Here is a 15,731-nt window from a genome sequence, read left to right on the forward strand (position 1 = left end):
GGGTGCGGAGGCCGCCCGGCGCGGAGGGCCGGTCTTAGACGAGGGGGCGCGCCCGCGACAAGGGCGGTCGTGATTTACGTGAGGTGGGCGTCCCCGCGCTCACACTGTCCTTCAACCCGCGCCGTCATTCCGGGGCCGCGCAGCGGAACCCGGAATCCACGACTGGCCACGACGTCGCCAACAGCCGCGCATCGCGGGTGGATTCCGGGTTCTCGCCTTCGGCGAGCCCCGGAATGACGGGGAGGGTGACTCGGAAGGGGCCTCAGTAGGTCCAGCGCTGGGCCTTGTTCACCAGAAAGTCCCGGAACGCCTGGACGCGGGCCACGGTGCGCATCTCCTCGGCGTAGACGAGGTAGCTCTCCATGGTCGGCATCTCGACCTCGCGCATGACCTGGACGAGGTTCTCGTCGCCGTCGACGGCGTAGTCGGGCAGGATGCCGACGCCGATGCCGGCCTCCATCGCCTTGTGCAGGGCGTTGATGTTGTTGACCGTGAAGTGGACCGGGCGGCGGTCCTCGCCCTCGCGGCCGATGCTGGAGAGGTAGTGGGTGGCCAGCAGATAGGACGGCTCGTTGCCGCCGAAGGAGACGAGGCGGTGCTCGTCGAGGTCGGCGATGGACTTGGGCTCACCGAAGCGCTTCACGTAATCGGGGCTGGCGAAGGCGTGGTAATGCACCGTGAACAGCCGCCGCTGGATCAGGTCCGGCTGGGCCGGGCGGCGCATGCGGATGGCGATGTCGGCCTCGCGCATGGCGAGGTCGAGTTCCTCGTTGGTGAGCACCAGCTCGACCCGCACATCCGGATAGAGGTCGAGGAATTCGGAGATGCGCCCCGCGAGCCAGGACGAACCGAGGCCGACGGTGGTGGTGACGCGGAGATCCCCGGAGGGACGCTCGCTGGTCTCAACGAGGCGGGCGCGGGTATTCTCCAGCCGCAGCTTCATGTCGCGGGCGGCGCGGAACAGCAGGTCGCCCTGCTCGGTCAGGATCAGGCCGCGGGCGTGGCGGTGGAACAGCGGCGCCTTCAGCTCGCGCTCCAGCGCGCTGATCTGCCGGCTCACCGCCGACTGGCTGAGGCCGATGTCGTCGCCCGCCCGCGTGAAGCTCCCGGCCTCCGCGACGTTGAGGAAAATCCGGATCTTGTCCCAATCCAAGGCCGTCACTCCCGCCCGTCGAGGTCAGCCCGTCACGGGAGGCCGCGACCTTCGGGCGTTGCACGACATCCACCCTACACGCGTCGCCGCCATTCGCTGAGCGAAGGGCTCCTGGCGAAACCGTAGGGTTCCTGCATGGTTCAGGCTAGGACGGCAAGCTTGCGATTTGGTTGCGTCAAAGGATCGTCAACAGGGAAGTGGGCGCCGCCGAACCGCGCCCACCCTTATCCCCAGACGAACGTTACTCGGCCGCCGCCTTGGCTGGGCTCTCGCCGACATCCAGCGCCGCCAGATACTTCTCGGCTTCCAGCGCCGCCATGCAGCCCATGCCGGCCGCGGTGATGGCCTGGCGGTAGACGTCGTCGGTGACGTCGCCCGCCGCGTAGACGCCGGGAATCTCGGTCGCGGTCGTGCCCGGCGTCACGGTGATGTAGCCGCCGTGGCGCATCGGCAACTGGCCCTCGAAGATGCCGGTCGCCGGCTGGTGGCCGATGGCGACGAACAGGCCGTCGGTCGGATGCTCGACGATCTCGCCCGAGCGCAGGTCCTTCAGGCGCAGGTGCGTGACGGAGGGGGGCGTGGCCGAGCCGCAGATTTCCTCGACCGCGTGGTGCCACTTCACCGTGACGTTGGCGTGCTTGAACAGGCGCTCCTGCAGGATGCGCTCGGCCCGGAACTCGCCGCGGCGGTGGATCACCGTCACGGACTTGGCGAGGTTCGCCAGATACAGGGCCTCCTCGACGGCGGTGTTGCCGCCGCCCACCACGGTCACGTCCTTGCCGCGGAAGAAGAAGCCGTCGCAGGTGGCGCAGGCCGAGACCCCGAAACCCTGGAACTTCGCCTCGGAGGGCAGGCCGAGCCACTTCGCCTGGGCGCCGGTGGCGATGATGAGCGCGTCGCACGAGTAGGTCTCGCCGGAATCGGCCTCCAGCCGGAACGGGCGGCTCTTCAGGTCGACGCTCGTGATGTATTCCGAGACGATCCTGGTGCCGACATGCTCGGCTTGGGAGCGCATCTGCTCCATCAGCCACGGGCCCTGGATCGCTTCCGCGAAGCCCGGATAGTTCTCGACATCGGTGGTGATCATGAGCTGACCGCCGGGCTGGAAGCCGGAGATCAGCAGCGGCTCGACCATGGCGCGGGCGGCGTAGATCGCGGCGGTGTAGCCGGCCGGGCCTGAGCCGATGATCACGAGTCTCGCGTGGGTGTGGGCCATCTCTGCCGTCTCCTCGTTTCCGGCAGCTCCCGAGGGGCGCCGTCGTCCTGTCGATTCGCGCGCACTCTGCCACGGCGCGCTGAGAAATTTTTTGCCAATGATGCCGCCGCGATGTCCCGTTCCGGGCGGTACGCTTCGCCTAGATCGATCCCTTCGCCACGGTCGCCTTCGCCGGCACGGCTTTGCGGGCCGGATCGAACCGCTCGCGGTGCGCCGCGTAGGCCTTGGCCATCGCCTCGGCGATCTCCGGGGTCGCGTCGATCGGTGCGTAGCGCAGGGCCTCCAGGCGGCCGATGAACGGTTTGAGCGCACCCGCCATCGCGAGCCCGGCGAACATCCGCCGATGCCGGATATAGGTACGCGGCAGATCGAACAGCAGGAGGGGCACGCCGGTGCTCGCCGCCTCGCCGACCATGTTGGCCGAATCCGAGGTGACGACGATGTGGTCGGCGATGGCCAGCATGCCGACATAGGGGTTGGCGCCGCTGCCGTCCCAGAGGAAGCCGCCCTTGCGGCGGATCAGGTCGGCGAGCGCCGCGCTCAGCTCCGGCGGCGTGCGGCGCGAGACCGTCATCATCAGGGTGCAGCCGCCGTCGGCGAGCTTGGTGAGGTCGCGCACGAGGCGGCGGGTGTCGGACTTGCGGTAGCTCAGGTGCCGGCTGTCGCCGCCGATCAGCACGGCGATGCGCGGCCAGGGCAGCACGGCGAGCCGCGGGTCGGGCTGCGTGCGGGCGGCATCGAGCCGAGCGCGGGAGACCGGGTGCGGCGCGGTCAGCGTGGTGAAGACGTTGGGGCCGCGCAGATCGTCGTAATCCGGCACCCAGATGAAGTCGGCGGTGTCGTGCCCCGTGCGCGGGTCCTTGAGGAAGGCCGTGAAGGTGCGCCCCTTCGAGGCGCGCCGCACCGCCCGCAGATAGGGCACGGCGCGCCGGCCCGAGGCGATCAGGATGTCGGGCAGCGACCCTTCGAGCAGGCCGCCGGCCCGACCCGGCGCGTCGCGCGGGTCGATCGGCCCCCAGGGGGCGGTCCAGGTCAGGGGGCGGCCGCGGGGGATGCGCCGGGTCTCGACATCGAGGCCGAGCGCCTGAGCGATGCCGATGCACTGGTTCTCGTCGCCGGCCTTGCCGTCGGTCACGATCCAGGCGCGGGCGCGCCCGATCTCGGGCGGTACGCCGCCGTCCCCCGCCACGCTGCCGCTCACGCCACGCACGTCCCTGAGATCTTTCCGGACCCTACCGGGCCGGGAGCTGGCGGCGCAGCCACGCCGCGTAATGCTCGGCGAGCGCCGCGACGCGGCGCCGCTCCGAGGCCGGATCGTACCATGCGCCGCCCGAACTCGCCGGCAGGGCCGAGAGCTGGGGATGGCGGGCCAGGACCGCGCCGTCGCGGCCGACCAGCAGCGCCTCGCCGTCGAGATAGTCGGTCACGCCGCCGCCACCGAAGCTGCCGCGGCTCGCGCCCTGCGACCCGGCATAGGGGTTGAGCGAGAGGCCGCTCACCCGCACCACCAGGGTCGGGGCCCCGCGCACGATCCGGTCGCCGAAGGCTTGGCGGAGCGCCGCGGTCAGGTCGGCGCGCAGCGCCTCCGCCTGCAACCCGCCGCCTTGGGCGGCGAGCGGGCGCACATCGACGGAGACGCCGCCCAGCCGCCCGAAATCCTGCGCGAAGGCCGGCCCCGCGATGAGGGCGAGGCCCATCACAGCCGCGAGACCGGGGATGCGCATCAGGCTCAGGCGCCCCACTCGACGGCGACGACCTCGTAGGACTTGCCGCCACCCGGCGTCGTCACCTCGACGGTGTCGCCGACGCCCTTGCCGATCAGGGCGCGGGCGATCGGCGAGGAGATCGAGACGCGGCCCTCGCGCACGTCCGCCTCGGGCTCGCCGACGATCTGGTAGGTCTTCTCCTCCTCGGTGTCCTCGTCGAGGAGCTTGACGCGCGCGCCGAACTTGATCTTGGCGCCCGACAGCTTCGAGGTGTCGATGATCTCGGCCCGCGCGATCATGCTCTCCAGTTCGAGCACCCGGCCCTCGTTGTGGGACTGGGCCTCCTTGGCGGCATGATACTCGGCGTTCTCGGACAGGTCGCCCAGAGCCCGCGCCTCGGAGATCGCCTGGATGATGCGCTGCCGCTCCACCTGCTGGCGATGCTTCAGCTCTTCCTCGAGAGCTGCGTAGCCCCGGATCGTGATCGGAACCTTGTCGATGCTCATGGTCTCGCGCCACAATGAAGAGGCCCGGCGGGAGCGATGAACTCCTTCCGGGCCGGAAATCGGCTGGCAGTTCTGGCTGCGAGGCGCCCTCTCCGCCGGGCACCTCGCGCGCCGGAGGTATTTAGGCCGCGAAGTATTCCTGCAAGGCCCGCACCCGAAGATCGCCTTCGAGATAGGCGCTGATCCCCTCGGCGGCCGCCATCGCGCCGGCCAGAGTGGTGTAGTACGGCACTTTATGCAAGAGGGCCGCCCGCCGGAGCGAGCGCGAGTCGGACAAGGCACCCGCCCCCTCGGTGGTGTTGATGACGAGGGCGATCTCGCCGTTCTTGATCGCATCGACGATGTGGGGCCGGCCCTCCAGCACCTTGTTGATGCGGCCCGTGGGGATGCCCTCGTCGGCCAGATACCGCTGCGTGCCACCGGTCGCCAGGATGGTGAAGCCGAGTTCCGACAGCAGCCGGATGGTGGGCAGCACCCGCGGCTTGTCGTCGTCGCGCACCGAGATGAACACCGTGCCGGAACGCGGCACCGCGGTCCCCGAGCCGAGCTGGCTCTTGGCAAACGCCACGCCGAAGCCGGCATCCAACCCGATCACCTCCCCGGTCGAGCGCATCTCCGGCCCGAGCAGCACGTCGACGCCGGGGAAGCGGGCGAAGGGGAACACCGCCTCCTTGACCGCGATGTGGTCGAGCTTCTTCGGCTTGAGGCCGAAGGTGTCCAGGCGTTCGCCCGCCATGATCCGCGCGGCGATCTTGGCGATGGGCTCGCCGATCACCTTGGCGACGAACGGCACCGTGCGCGAGGCGCGCGGGTTCACCTCCAGCACGTAGATCGCGCCGTCCTTGATCGCGTATTGCACGTTCATCAGGCCGCCGACCTTCAGCGCCAGCGCCATGGCCTTCGTCTGGCGCTCCAGCTCGGCGAGAACCTCCGGCGAGAGCGTGCGCGGCGGCAGCGAGCAGGCCGAGTCGCCCGAATGGATGCCCGCCTCCTCGATGTGCTCCATGATGCCGGCGATGAACACGCTCGAGCCGTCGCAGACCGCGTCCACGTCGACCTCGGTCGCGTCCGACAGGTAGCGGTCGAACAGCAGCGGGTTCTTGCCCAGCACGGTGTTGATCTGCCCCGTCTTGTCGTTGGGGTAGCGCGCCTTGATGTCGGACGGGATCAGGCTCGGCAGCGTGCCGAGCAGGTACTCGGCGAACTGCGTCTCGTCGCGGATGATCGCCATGGCGCGGCCACCCAGCACGTAGGAGGGTCGTACCACGAAGGGGAGCCCCAGCTCGGCGGCCACCAGCCGGCTCTGCTCGACCGAGTAGGCGATGCCGTTCTTGGGCTGCTTGAGGCCGAGCTTGTCGAGGAGCCGCTTGAACTGGTCGCGGTCCTCGGCGAGGTCGATGGCGTCGGGCGAGGTGCCGAGGATCGGCACGCCCGCGGCTTCGAGCGCACGGGCGAGCTTGAGCGGGGTCTGGCCGCCGAACTGCACGATCACGCCGTGAAGCGTGCCCGCCTGCCGCTCGGTCTCGATGATCTCCAGCACGTCCTCCGCGGTCAGCGGCTCGAAATAGAGCCGGTCGGAGGTGTCGTAGTCGGTCGAGACCGTCTCCGGGTTGCAGTTGACCATGATGGTCTCGTAGCCGGCTTCCGTCAGCGCGAAGCAGGCGTGGCAGCAGCAATAGTCGAACTCGATGCCCTGGCCGATCCGGTTCGGGCCGCCGCCGAGGATGATGACCTTCTTCTTGTCCGAGGGGTACGCCTCGTCGGCCACCGTCCCGGCGAAGGGGGCGACGTAGGTCGAGTACATGTAGGCGGTCGGCGCCTTGAACTCGGCGGCGCAGGTGTCGATCCGCTTGAAGACCGGGCGCACGCTCAAGGACCGGCGCGAAGTTCGCACCGCGTCCTCTTCGGTGTTCGCGAGCACGGCGAGCCGCGCATCGGAGAAGCCCGCGGCCTTGAGCTGGCGGAAGGCGCCGGGCGTCGTCGGCAGGCCGTGGGCCTTCACCCGGTTCTCCAGATCGACGATGGCCTGGAGCTGTTCGAGGAACCACGGATCGATCTTGCAGGAGGCGTGGATCTCCTCGTGGCTGATCCCGAGGCGCATCGCCTGGGCGACCTTGAGCAGCCGGTCGGGCGTCGGCGTGCCGAGCGCGGCCTTGATCGCGTTGTGGTCGTCGCCGTTGCCGAGGCCCTCGATCTCGATCTCGTCGAGGCCGGTCAGCCCCGTCTCCAGCGAGCGCAGGGCCTTCTGCAGCGATTCCGCGAAGCAGCGGCCGATGGCCATGGCCTCGCCGACCGACTTCATCGCGGTGGTCAGCGTCGGCTCGGCGCCGGGGAACTTCTCGAAGGCGAAGCGGGGAATCTTGGTGACGACGTAGTCGATCGTCGGCTCGAACGAGGCCGGGGTCGCCCCGCCCGTGATGTCGTTGGCGATCTCGTCCAGGGTGTAGCCGACGGCGAGCTTGGCCGCGACCTTGGCGATCGGGAAGCCGGTGGCCTTCGACGCGAGCGCCGACGAGCGCGAGACGCGCGGGTTCATCTCGATGACGATCATGCGGCCGGTGGCCGGGTCGATGGCGAACTGCACGTTCGAGCCGCCGGTCTCGACGCCGATCTCGCGCAGCACCGCCAGCGAGGCGTCGCGCATCACCTGATATTCTTTGTCCGTCAGCGTCAGCGCGGGCGCCACCGTGATCGAATCGCCGGTGTGGACGCCCATCGGATCGATGTTCTCGATGGAGCAGACGATGATGCAGTTGTCCGCCTTGTCGCGGACGACCTCCATCTCGTACTCCTTCCAGCCGAGCACGCTCTCCTCGATCAGCACCTCGTTGGTCGGCGAGGCGTCGATGCCGCGCTCGACGATCTCCAGGAATTCCTCGCGGTTGTAGGCGATGCCGCCGCCGGTGCCGCCCATGGTGAAGCTCGGGCGGATGATCGCCGGCAGGCCGACTTCGGCGAGCGCGATCAGGGCCTGACCCAGCGCGTGCTCGATGTAGCGGCGGCGGCGGTCGCCCTCGGCCCCGGCCCAGGCGCGCTCGAACTCGGCGAGCGCGGCCTCGCGGGCCGCCGGCTCGGCGTTGGCGGCCTCGATGCGGGCCTTCTCGGCCAGATACTTCTCGCGGTCGGCCTTCTTGGCGGCGGATGCGTTGGCGAGTTCCGATTTCGGCGTCTCCAGGCCGATCTTGGTCATCGCGTCGCGGAAGAGGTTGCGGTCCTCGGCCTTGTCGATGGCCTCCGCCGTGGCACCGATCATCTGCACGCCGAACTTTTCGAGCACGCCCATGCGCTTGAGCGAGAGGGCGCAGTTCAGCGCGGTCTGGCCGCCCATGGTCGGCAGGAGGGCGTCGGGCCGCTCCTTCTCGATGATCTTGGCGACGATCTCCGGGGTGATCGGCTCGACATAGGTGGCGTCGGCCATGTCCGGGTCGGTCATGATCGTCGCCGGGTTCGAGTTCACCAGGACGATCCGGTAGCCCTCCTCGCGGAGCGCCTTGCAGGCCTGGGTGCCGGAATAGTCGAACTCGCAGGCCTGCCCGATGATGATCGGCCCCGCACCGATGATGAGGATGGAGGAGATGTCGGTGCGTTTCGGCATGGAGCGCCTTTTTAGCCTTTCGCGCGCGCTCGCACCCCCGCGCGCCGCCTCCTTCGAGGGGCGCCCGAGGGGATCGGGCGTCATGGATGATCGTTAAGCCCCGCGTTTACACCCGGCCGCACGGGTTTGAAAGGGCGGTGCCGGAATGCCCCCAACTGCTGCGGTGCACGCCATCGTGGGCCCGGAGGCGCCGGCCGATCGTCGGAGGGATCATATCCTCGAAGTGTAATTATTCGATTTATCAAAGTTAAAGCTGAGATTGATGTTTTAAAAACGACTCGCTACCGGACGATGATCGGCAAGCGTGACGATCATCATGAGAATAATTCCGAGGAAGCGAACGATGTCAGTGAAGAATGTTCTTGCCGTGGTGGGCTTGGTCTCCGGCCTCGCGTCGGCGCTGCCGGCCGCCGCCGACGAGATCACGGTCAAGACCCTCAACAGCGGGCCGGGCGGGTCGATGGTGTTCGATCCGGCCTTCGTGAAGGTGAAGCCCGGCGACAGCATCAAGTTCGTGCCGACCGACAAGGGCCACAACGTCGAGACCATCAAGGGCATGGCGCCCGACGGCGCGGAATACGTGAAGACGACGGTCGGCCAGGAGGCCGTGGTGAAGTTCGACAAGGAGGGCGTCTACGGCTTCAAGTGCTCGCCGCATTACCTGATGGGCATGGTCGCCCTCGTGGTCGTCGGCGACAAGCGCGACAACCTGGAGGCGGCCAAGGGCGTCACCCACGGCAAGCTCGCGCAGAAGCGGTTCGATCCGCTCTTCGCCCAGGCGCAGTGAGCGCGACCCGCTGAAAAGCGGCGGCCGCTCAGTCGGCCGCCATCACCAGCGCCCAGAAGCGCTTGTAGCGGGTGCCCGGCGCATCGACGCGGGCGATCCCGACGCGGCGCAACTGCGGCATCAGCATGTTGCGGTTGTGCTCGGGCGAGGCCTTCCAGCGGGCGAGCACCCCGTCGAAGGTCTCGGCGCCCGCGCTGAGGTTCTCGCTGGCGTAGCGCTTGCCGAAGCCCGCGCTCGCCATGCGGCTGTCGAAGGTGCCGGCGACCTCGTGGCTGAGGCGGCCCGCCCGCGCGTTGGCCCCGGCCTGGAGCGAGGCGGCGCGGATCAGTCGCGAATCGATGGCGACCGGCCCGAGGCCGTGTTGCGCCCGGTAGCGCGAGATCGCCTCGGCCGCCGCGCCTTCATCGAGGATGACCGGCACCGTCGGCAGGTTCGCCTCCAGCACGGGCGAGCCGCCGCAGCCGGAAAGGACGAGCGCGAGGAGGATCGCGGCGGAGGCGGGACGCAGGAGCGGCATCGACGGGTTCGCGGGTGATGAAGGACGGCGCACGGCCCTTCATCGGCCGATGCGGCGAAACCGCGGCGAAACCGGAAAGGGTCGCTCGGCTGCCGCCGCAGGGTGGCGCACACGCAACAGGGCCCACTGAGAGCCTGTCGCATCATCGAACGGCGATGGAAGGGAGAGGAAGTGGCGCGGGCGACGGGGCTCGAACCCGCGACCTCCGGCGTGACAGGCCGGCACTCTAACCAACTGAGCTACGCCCGCGCTTGGTGTCTGCCGGAGGGGCTGGCCTCGCTGCCGGCGACGAGGCGGGGTTTAGGTGGGGCGCCCCGAGCTGTCAAGCAACGGAATCGCCGTTTCGCGATTTTGGTCCGCAGCCGGCTTCCGAGCGGTTCGAGGGCTGATGTTTTGGAGTCTCGCGTACGCGCTTGCGCTGCTTTTCCGTCCGCTCTGCCGCGGCCCTTCATGCGTGCGGCGGGGACGGCCCATGCGCTGGTATACCAGCTTCGCCGTCTGTCACCGCATGGGGTGATTGTGCGACGCGCAATGCCCTTGTCTCTCTCGGGGGGCTCGTCTAAGCCTCGCCCGGCGCCCAGTCTGGCATTGGAGGAATTCCATCGGGAGGATTCTTCTCCGCGGCCAGGCGTCGACGCGAGGGCACCTCCATGATCCTCCCGCGCAACGAAACGAGGGGTTCGGCATGACCGGCCTGCTGGCGGACTATCTTCCGCTCATCGTGTTCCTCGGCGTCTCGCTGTTCATCGCGGTGGCGCTCCTCGTCGCGCCGTTCATCGTGGCCTATTCGAGCCCCGATCCCGAAAAGCTCTCGGCCTACGAGTGCGGCTTCAACGCCTTCGACGACGCGCGCATGAAGTTCGACGTGCGCTTTTACCTCGTTGCGATCCTGTTCATCATCTTCGATCTCGAAGTCGCGTTCCTGTTCCCCTGGGCGATCACGTTCGGGGAACTCGGCTGGTTCGGCTTCTGGTCGATGATGGCCTTCCTCGGCGTCCTCACCGTCGGCTTCGTCTACGAGTGGCGCAAGGGCGCCCTCGAGTGGGACTAGGCCTCGCCTAAGCCGCCCTTCGTTTCCTCGCTCAGAGGCAGAGATGGCCCTGAACCCGACCCTGTCCCGCGCGCCCGAGATCGCGCCCCAGCCGAAGGGGATCCTCGATCCCGCGACCGGCCGGCCCATCGGCGCCACCGATCCGATGTTCCTGTCGATCAACGACGAGCTGGCCGACCGCGGTTTCCTCGTCACGAGCGCGGACGAGCTCATCAACTGGGCCCGCACCGGCTCGCTGATGTGGATGACCTTCGGGCTCGCCTGCTGCGCCGTCGAGATGATGCAGATGTCGATGCCGCGCTACGATTGCGAGCGCTTCGGCTTCGCCCCGCGCGGGTCGCCCCGCCAGTCCGACGTGATGATCGTCGCCGGCACGCTGACCAACAAGATGGCCCCGGCGCTCCGCAAGGTCTACGACCAGATGCCGGAGCCGCGCTACGTCATCTCGATGGGCTCCTGCGCCAACGGCGGCGGCTACTACCACTATTCGTACTCGGTGGTGCGCGGCTGCGACCGGGTCGTGCCGGTCGACATCTACGTGCCGGGCTGCCCGCCTTCCGCCGAGGCGCTGCTCTACGGCGTCCTGCTGCTGCAGCGGAAGATCCGCCGCATCGGCACGATCGAGCGCTGAGGGGCTGGCGATGAGCGAGACCATTCCGGCCGTCACCACCAACGGCATCGTCCTGCGCGGCACCGTCGCGGCGGCCCAGGGCGACGAGGCCCTGCGCGCCATGGGCGAGCGCATCGCCGGGGCGCTGGGCCCCGCGGTCACCGACTGGGGGATCGCCTTCGGCGAGCTGACCCTCACGGTCCAGGGCAGCGACATCGTCTACGCGCTGACGTACCTGCGCGACGAGCCGGCCTGCGCCTTCCGCTGCTTCATCGACATCTGCGGCGCCGACTATCCCCAGCGCGCCCGCCGGTTCGACGTCGTCTACCACCTGCTGTCGCTCCGCCATAACGCGCGCGTCCGCGTGAAGGTGCAGACCGATGCGGCGACCCCGGTGCCCTCGGCGATCACGGTGTTTCCCGCCGCCAACTGGTACGAGCGCGAGACCTACGACCTCTACGGCATCCTGTTCTCGGGTCATCCCGACCTGCGCCGCCTGCTCACCGATTACGGCTTCGAGGGCCATCCGCTGCGCAAGGACTTCCCGCTGACCGGCTTCGTCGAGGTCCGCTACGATCAGGACGAGGCGCGCGTCGTCTACGAGCCGGTGAAGCTGACGCAAGAGTTCCGGAACTTCGACTTCCTCTCGCCGTGGGAGGGCACGGATTACGTGCTGCCGGGCGACGAGAAGAAGTCGAGCTGAAGGTCGCGGGCATGTCCGAACACAACATCCGCAACTTCTCGATCAATTTCGGGCCGCAGCACCCGGCGGCGCACGGCGTGCTGCGCCTCGTGCTCGAACTCGACGGCGAGGTGGTCGAGCGGGTCGATCCGCATATCGGCCTGCTCCATCGCGGCACCGAGAAGCTGATCGAGCACAAGACCTACCTCCAGGCGACGCCCTATTTCGACCGGCTCGACTACGTCTCGCCGATGAATCAGGAGCACGCCTTCTGCCTCGCGATCGAGAAGCTCGCGGGCATCGCGGTGCCGCGCCGGGCTCAGCTCATCCGTACCCTGTTCTGCGAGATCGGGCGACTGCTCTCCCACCTCCTCAACGTGACGACCCAGGCGATGGATGTCGGCGCGCTCACGCCCCCGCTCTGGGGCTTCGAGGAGCGCGAGAAGCTGATGATTTTTTATGAGCGCGCGAGCGGTGCGCGGCTTCACGCCAACTACTTCCGCCCCGGCGGCGTCCATCAGGACCTGCCGCCCGCTTTGATCGAAGACATCGACGCGTTCTGCGACCCCTTCCTTCAGGTGGTGCAGGACCTCGATGACCTCGTCATGGCCAACCGCATCTTCAAGCAGCGCAACGTCGACATCGGCATCGTCACCCAGGACGAGGCCATGGCCTGGGGCTTCTCCGGCGTGATGGTGCGCGGTTCGGGCATCCCGTGGGACCTGCGCAAGTCGCAGCCCTACGAGTGCTACGAGGAGATGGATTTCGACATCCCGGTCGGCAAGAACGGCGACACCTACGACCGGCAGGTCATCCGCATGGAAGAGATGCGGGAATCGGTGAAGATCATGCGGCAGTGCTGCGCCAAGCTGCGCGAGCCTGCCGGCCAGGGCCCGATCGCCTCCACTGACGGCAAGTTCGCCCCGCCGCCGCGCCGGGAGATGAAGCGCTCGATGGAAGCGCTCATCCACCACTTCAAGCTCTACACTGAAGGTTTTCACGTGCCCGAGGGCGAGGTCTACGCGGCCGTCGAGGCGCCCAAGGGCGAGTTCGGCGTCTATCTAGTCTCGGACGGCACCAACAAGCCGTACCGCTGCAAGATCCGCGCGCCGGGTTTTGCGCATCTCCAGGCGATGGATTGGATGTGCCGCGGCCACCTGCTGGCCGACGTGTCCTGCGTGCTCGGCACGCTGGACATCGTGTTCGGTGAAGTGGACCGCTGAGGGAACGCGTCGGACGTCATGGCCAACCGCAGATTAGCCCCCGCCGCCGAGCAGCCCCAGCACTTCGCGTTCTCCCCCGAGAACGCCGAGTGGGCCCGCGGCCAGATCGAAAAATATCCGGAGGGGCGTCAGGCCTCCGCCGTGATCCCGCTCCTGTGGAAGGCGCAGGAGCAGAACGGCGGCTGGCTGCCGCAGAAGGCGATCGAGGCGGTCGCCGATCAGCTCGGCATGCCGCATATCCGGGTGCTGGAGGTCGCGACCTTCTACACGATGTTCGCGTTGGAGCCGGTCGGGCGCTTCTGGATTCAGCTCTGCGGCACCGTGCCGTGCGATTGCTGCGGGGCCAAGGAACTGAAGGCCGCGCTCCAGGCGCGCCTCGGGCCGCCCGGCCACGTCTCGGCGGACGGCAACTTCTCCTGGCTCGAAGTCGAGTGCCTGGGCGCCTGCTGCAATGCGCCGATGGTGCAGATCAATCAAGACTACTACGAGGACCTCAGCCCTGAGAGCCTCAACAAGCTCATGGACGACCTCGCCGCCGGGCGCCCGGTCAAGGTCGGCTCGCAGGTCGGCCGGGTCTCGTCCGAGCCGAAGGATGCGGTCAACACGCTGACCGACCCGACCCTGTTCGACGGCTCCCGCGTCGGCGCGTGGCGCAAGCGCTTCGAGGCGACGAAGGACGAGGAAGCGATCAAGCAGGAAGAGGCCGCCTCGACCGAGGCGCGTGCAGCGACCGAGGCGAAGCCCGCCCATCCCCAGGCCGGTCGCCCGGTCGAGCAGGGCAACGCCGACGGCCCGGCCCAGCGCGTCGCCGCGGGGCAGAATCCGGTTCGCGAGTCCGACAAGGCGGAGGCCGCCGAGCGCGGCACCTCGCAGGCCAAGACCGGCGCGGCCCGCCCCGGCGACAGCCCGGCGCTCGACTCGCCGGCCGAGCGCGCCGCCGCGGGCGAGCCCCCGGCCAAGACCGACACGCCCGACGCCGAGACCCGCGCGCTCGCCGAGGACGCGGCTCTGCGCACCGAGCCGCCGCAGCACCCGGCGGCGGCCGGCGCCGACGACGGCGTGCCCCAGCCGGAGAACCCGGAGGCCCGCGCCGACGCCGTCGGCCAGCGCCCCGAGGGGCTCGAGGCCGCCCGCGACAACCGACCGGACGATCTCACGAAGATCAAGGGCGTCGGCCCGGTCAACCAGACCCGGCTCAACGCACTCGGCATCTGGCACTACGATCAGATCGCCGCCTGGACCCCGCGGGAGGTCGCCTGGGTCGGCGCCTACCTCGCGTTCCCCGGTCGCATCGACCGCGAGAACTGGGTGAGTCAGGCGGCCGACCTCGCCGGAACGAAGGGCTGAGGAGCAAACCATGCTCGCCGATCAGGATCGCATCTTCACCAACCTCTACGGCCTGCATTCGCCCGATCTCGAAGCGGCGAAGAAGCGCGGCGCGTGGGACGGCACCAAGTTCCTGCTCGACCAGGGCCGGGACTGGATCATCGACGAGATGAAGGGCTCCGGCCTGCGCGGCCGCGGCGGCGCCGGCTTCCCGACCGGGCTGAAATGGTCGTTCATGCCCAAGAAGTCCGACGGGCGCCCGCACTACCTCGTCGTCAACGCCGACGAGTCGGAGCCGGGCACCTGCAAGGACCGGGAGATCATGCGGCACGATCCGCATCTCCTGATCGAAGGCTGCATGCTGGCCTCCTTCGCCATGGGCGCGCATGCCTGCTACGTCTATCTGCGCGGCGAGTACGTGGCGGAGAAGTTCGCGCTGCAGCGCGCCGTGGACGAGGCCTACGCGGCCCGGCTCGTGGGCCAGTCGAACGTCCACGACTACCCGTTCGACATCTACGTCCACCATGGCGCGGGCGCCTATATCTGCGGCGAGGAGACGGCTCTCATCGAGAGTCTCGAGGGCAAGAAGGGGATGCCGCGGCTGAAGCCGCCGTTCCCGGCCAATATGGGCCTCTACGGCTGCCCCACGACGGTCAACAACGTCGAGTCGATCGCGGTGGCCGGCACGATCCTGCGCCGCGGCGGCGCGTGGTTCGCCGGCTTGGGCGGCAAGAACAACACCGGCACCAAGCTGTTCTGCGTCTCGGGCCACGTCAACAAGCCCTGCAACGTCGAGGAAGAGCTCGGCGTCACCTTCCGCGAGCTGATCGACAAGCATTGCGGCGGCATGCGCGGCGGCTGGGACAATCTCTTGTGCTCGATCCCCGGCGGCTCCTCGGTGCCGCTGGTGCCGGCCGAGCAGATCATCGATGCCAAGATGGACTTCGACACCCTGCGCAACCTCGGCTCGGGGCTGGGCACCGCGGCCGTGATCGTGCTCGACAAGTCGACCGACATCGTCGGGGCCATCGCGCGCATCTCGTACTTCTACAAGCACGAGAGCTGCGGCCAGTGCACGCCCTGCCGCGAGGGCACCGGCTGGATGTGGCGCGTGCTCACCCGCATGGCACAGGGCCGCGCGCAGAAGCGCGAGATCGACATGCTGCTCGAAGTCACCAAGCAGGTCGAGGGCCACACCATCTGCGCGCTGGGCGACGCCGCCGCGTGGCCGATCCAGGGGCTCATCCGGCACTTCCGGCCGGAGATCGAGAAGCGGATCGACCAGTACAGCGCCAACCCGCATTCCGATGCCGTGCCGATGGCGGCGGAGTGACCGCCGCTCCGATGCTCAACGTCGAG

The 15,731-nt window shown here is 68.7% G+C and carries 14 protein-coding genes and 1 tRNA gene; 7 read left to right on the plus strand and 8 right to left on the minus strand.

Going from position 1 to position 15,731, the window contains the following annotated elements; genetic code table 11:
- Positions 1 to 262: 262 nt before the first annotated feature.
- The 6 genes from ASG52_RS03925 to carB form a co-directional block, all read right to left on the minus strand.
- On the minus strand, positions 263 to 1,153 hold the full coding sequence (locus ASG52_RS03925) for a LysR family transcriptional regulator (RefSeq protein WP_056239522.1): 891 nt from the start codon (positions 1,151 to 1,153) through the stop codon (positions 263 to 265).
- 241 nt (positions 1,154 to 1,394) lie between these two features.
- Complete coding sequence (gene trxB / locus ASG52_RS03930) at positions 1,395 to 2,369, minus strand: thioredoxin-disulfide reductase (protein WP_056239264.1); 975 nt, start codon at positions 2,367 to 2,369, stop codon at positions 1,395 to 1,397.
- Positions 2,370 to 2,508: 139 nt separating this feature from the next.
- On the minus strand, positions 2,509 to 3,570 hold the full coding sequence (locus ASG52_RS03935; protein ID WP_200945566.1) for a mitochondrial fission ELM1 family protein: 1,062 nt from the start codon (positions 3,568 to 3,570) through the stop codon (positions 2,509 to 2,511).
- A 31-nt stretch (positions 3,571 to 3,601) separates the two neighbouring features.
- Positions 3,602 to 4,093, minus strand: a complete 492-nt coding sequence (locus ASG52_RS03940) for a hypothetical protein (protein ID WP_056239525.1) — start codon at positions 4,091 to 4,093, stop codon at positions 3,602 to 3,604.
- 5 nt (positions 4,094 to 4,098) lie between these two features.
- On the minus strand, positions 4,099 to 4,575 hold the full coding sequence (gene greA / locus ASG52_RS03945) for a transcription elongation factor GreA (protein ID WP_200945567.1): 477 nt from the start codon (positions 4,573 to 4,575) through the stop codon (positions 4,099 to 4,101).
- A gap of 127 nt (positions 4,576 to 4,702) precedes the next feature.
- Positions 4,703 to 8,176, minus strand: a complete 3,474-nt coding sequence (gene carB, locus ASG52_RS03950; RefSeq protein ID WP_056239268.1) for a carbamoyl-phosphate synthase large subunit — start codon at positions 8,174 to 8,176, stop codon at positions 4,703 to 4,705.
- Positions 8,177 to 8,519: 343 nt separating this feature from the next.
- On the opposite strand from carB, the gene ASG52_RS03955 reads away from it, so the two are divergent.
- Positions 8,520 to 8,963, plus strand: a complete 444-nt coding sequence (locus ASG52_RS03955) for a pseudoazurin (protein WP_056239273.1) — start codon at positions 8,520 to 8,522, stop codon at positions 8,961 to 8,963.
- 28 nt (positions 8,964 to 8,991) lie between these two features.
- On the opposite strand, the gene ASG52_RS03960 is transcribed toward ASG52_RS03955, so the two are convergent.
- Together ASG52_RS03960 and ASG52_RS03965 are read right to left on the minus strand one after the other, a co-directional pair.
- Complete coding sequence (locus ASG52_RS03960; RefSeq protein ID WP_056239275.1) at positions 8,992 to 9,480, minus strand: CAP domain-containing protein; 489 nt, start codon at positions 9,478 to 9,480, stop codon at positions 8,992 to 8,994.
- Between the two features lie 172 nt (positions 9,481 to 9,652).
- A tRNA-Asp gene (locus ASG52_RS03965) sits at positions 9,653 to 9,729 on the minus strand.
- A 436-nt stretch (positions 9,730 to 10,165) separates the two neighbouring features.
- Here ASG52_RS03965 and ASG52_RS03970 point away from each other — a divergent pair.
- The 6 genes from ASG52_RS03970 to nuoF are packed head-to-tail and all read left to right on the plus strand — an operon-like array spanning position 10,166 to position 15,705.
- A complete protein-coding gene (locus tag ASG52_RS03970; RefSeq protein ID WP_056239279.1) occupies positions 10,166 to 10,531 on the plus strand; it encodes an NADH-quinone oxidoreductase subunit A in 366 nt (121 codons plus the stop codon).
- Positions 10,532 to 10,574: 43 nt separating this feature from the next.
- Positions 10,575 to 11,162, plus strand: coding sequence for a NuoB/complex I 20 kDa subunit family protein (locus ASG52_RS03975; protein ID WP_056239281.1), 588 nt, complete (start codon positions 10,575 to 10,577; stop codon positions 11,160 to 11,162).
- Positions 11,163 to 11,172: 10 nt separating this feature from the next.
- Positions 11,173 to 11,844, plus strand: coding sequence for an NADH-quinone oxidoreductase subunit C (locus ASG52_RS03980; RefSeq protein ID WP_502691021.1), 672 nt, complete (start codon positions 11,173 to 11,175; stop codon positions 11,842 to 11,844).
- A gap of 11 nt (positions 11,845 to 11,855) precedes the next feature.
- A complete protein-coding gene (locus ASG52_RS03985) occupies positions 11,856 to 13,046 on the plus strand; it encodes an NADH-quinone oxidoreductase subunit D (protein ID WP_056239284.1) in 1,191 nt (396 codons plus the stop codon).
- An 18-nt stretch (positions 13,047 to 13,064) separates the two neighbouring features.
- Entirely contained in the window at positions 13,065 to 14,393 is a 1,329-nt protein-coding gene (gene nuoE / locus ASG52_RS03990; RefSeq protein ID WP_056239287.1) for an NADH-quinone oxidoreductase subunit NuoE, read from the plus strand.
- Positions 14,394 to 14,403: 10 nt separating this feature from the next.
- The gene (gene nuoF / locus ASG52_RS03995) at positions 14,404 to 15,705 is read left to right on the plus strand and encodes an NADH-quinone oxidoreductase subunit NuoF (protein ID WP_056239290.1); all 1,302 of its coding nucleotides are present in this window, start codon (positions 14,404 to 14,406) and stop codon (positions 15,703 to 15,705) included.
- The last annotated feature ends 26 nt before the right edge of the window (positions 15,706 to 15,731 follow it).

The sequence above is a fragment of the Methylobacterium sp. Leaf456 genome (genome assembly GCF_001425465.1).
GTDB lineage: Bacteria > Pseudomonadota > Alphaproteobacteria > Rhizobiales > Beijerinckiaceae > Methylobacterium.

Excerpts from the sequence above, each read along its gene's own strand:
- ASG52_RS03955 (WP_056239273.1), top strand. The coding sequence starts at position 8,520 with ATGTCAGTGAAGAATGTTCTTGCCGTGGTGGGCTTGGTCTCCGGCCTC.
- ASG52_RS03940 (WP_056239525.1), bottom strand. The coding sequence starts at position 4,093 with ATGCGCATCCCCGGTCTCGCGGCTGTGATGGGCCTCGCCCTCATCGCG.
- ASG52_RS03980 (WP_502691021.1), top strand. The coding sequence starts at position 11,173 with ATGAGCGAGACCATTCCGGCCGTCACCACCAACGGCATCGTCCTGCGC.
- ASG52_RS03960 (WP_056239275.1), bottom strand. The coding sequence starts at position 9,480 with ATGCCGCTCCTGCGTCCCGCCTCCGCCGCGATCCTCCTCGCGCTCGTC.
- nuoF (WP_056239290.1), top strand. The coding sequence starts at position 14,404 with ATGCTCGCCGATCAGGATCGCATCTTCACCAACCTCTACGGCCTGCAT.
- ASG52_RS03975 (WP_056239281.1), top strand. The coding sequence starts at position 10,575 with ATGGCCCTGAACCCGACCCTGTCCCGCGCGCCCGAGATCGCGCCCCAG.
- carB (WP_056239268.1), bottom strand. The coding sequence starts at position 8,176 with ATGCCGAAACGCACCGACATCTCCTCCATCCTCATCATCGGTGCGGGG.
- nuoE (WP_056239287.1), top strand. The coding sequence starts at position 13,065 with ATGGCCAACCGCAGATTAGCCCCCGCCGCCGAGCAGCCCCAGCACTTC.
- ASG52_RS03970 (WP_056239279.1), top strand. The coding sequence starts at position 10,166 with ATGACCGGCCTGCTGGCGGACTATCTTCCGCTCATCGTGTTCCTCGGC.
- trxB (WP_056239264.1), bottom strand. The coding sequence starts at position 2,369 with ATGGCCCACACCCACGCGAGACTCGTGATCATCGGCTCAGGCCCGGCC.
- ASG52_RS03985 (WP_056239284.1), top strand. The coding sequence starts at position 11,856 with ATGTCCGAACACAACATCCGCAACTTCTCGATCAATTTCGGGCCGCAG.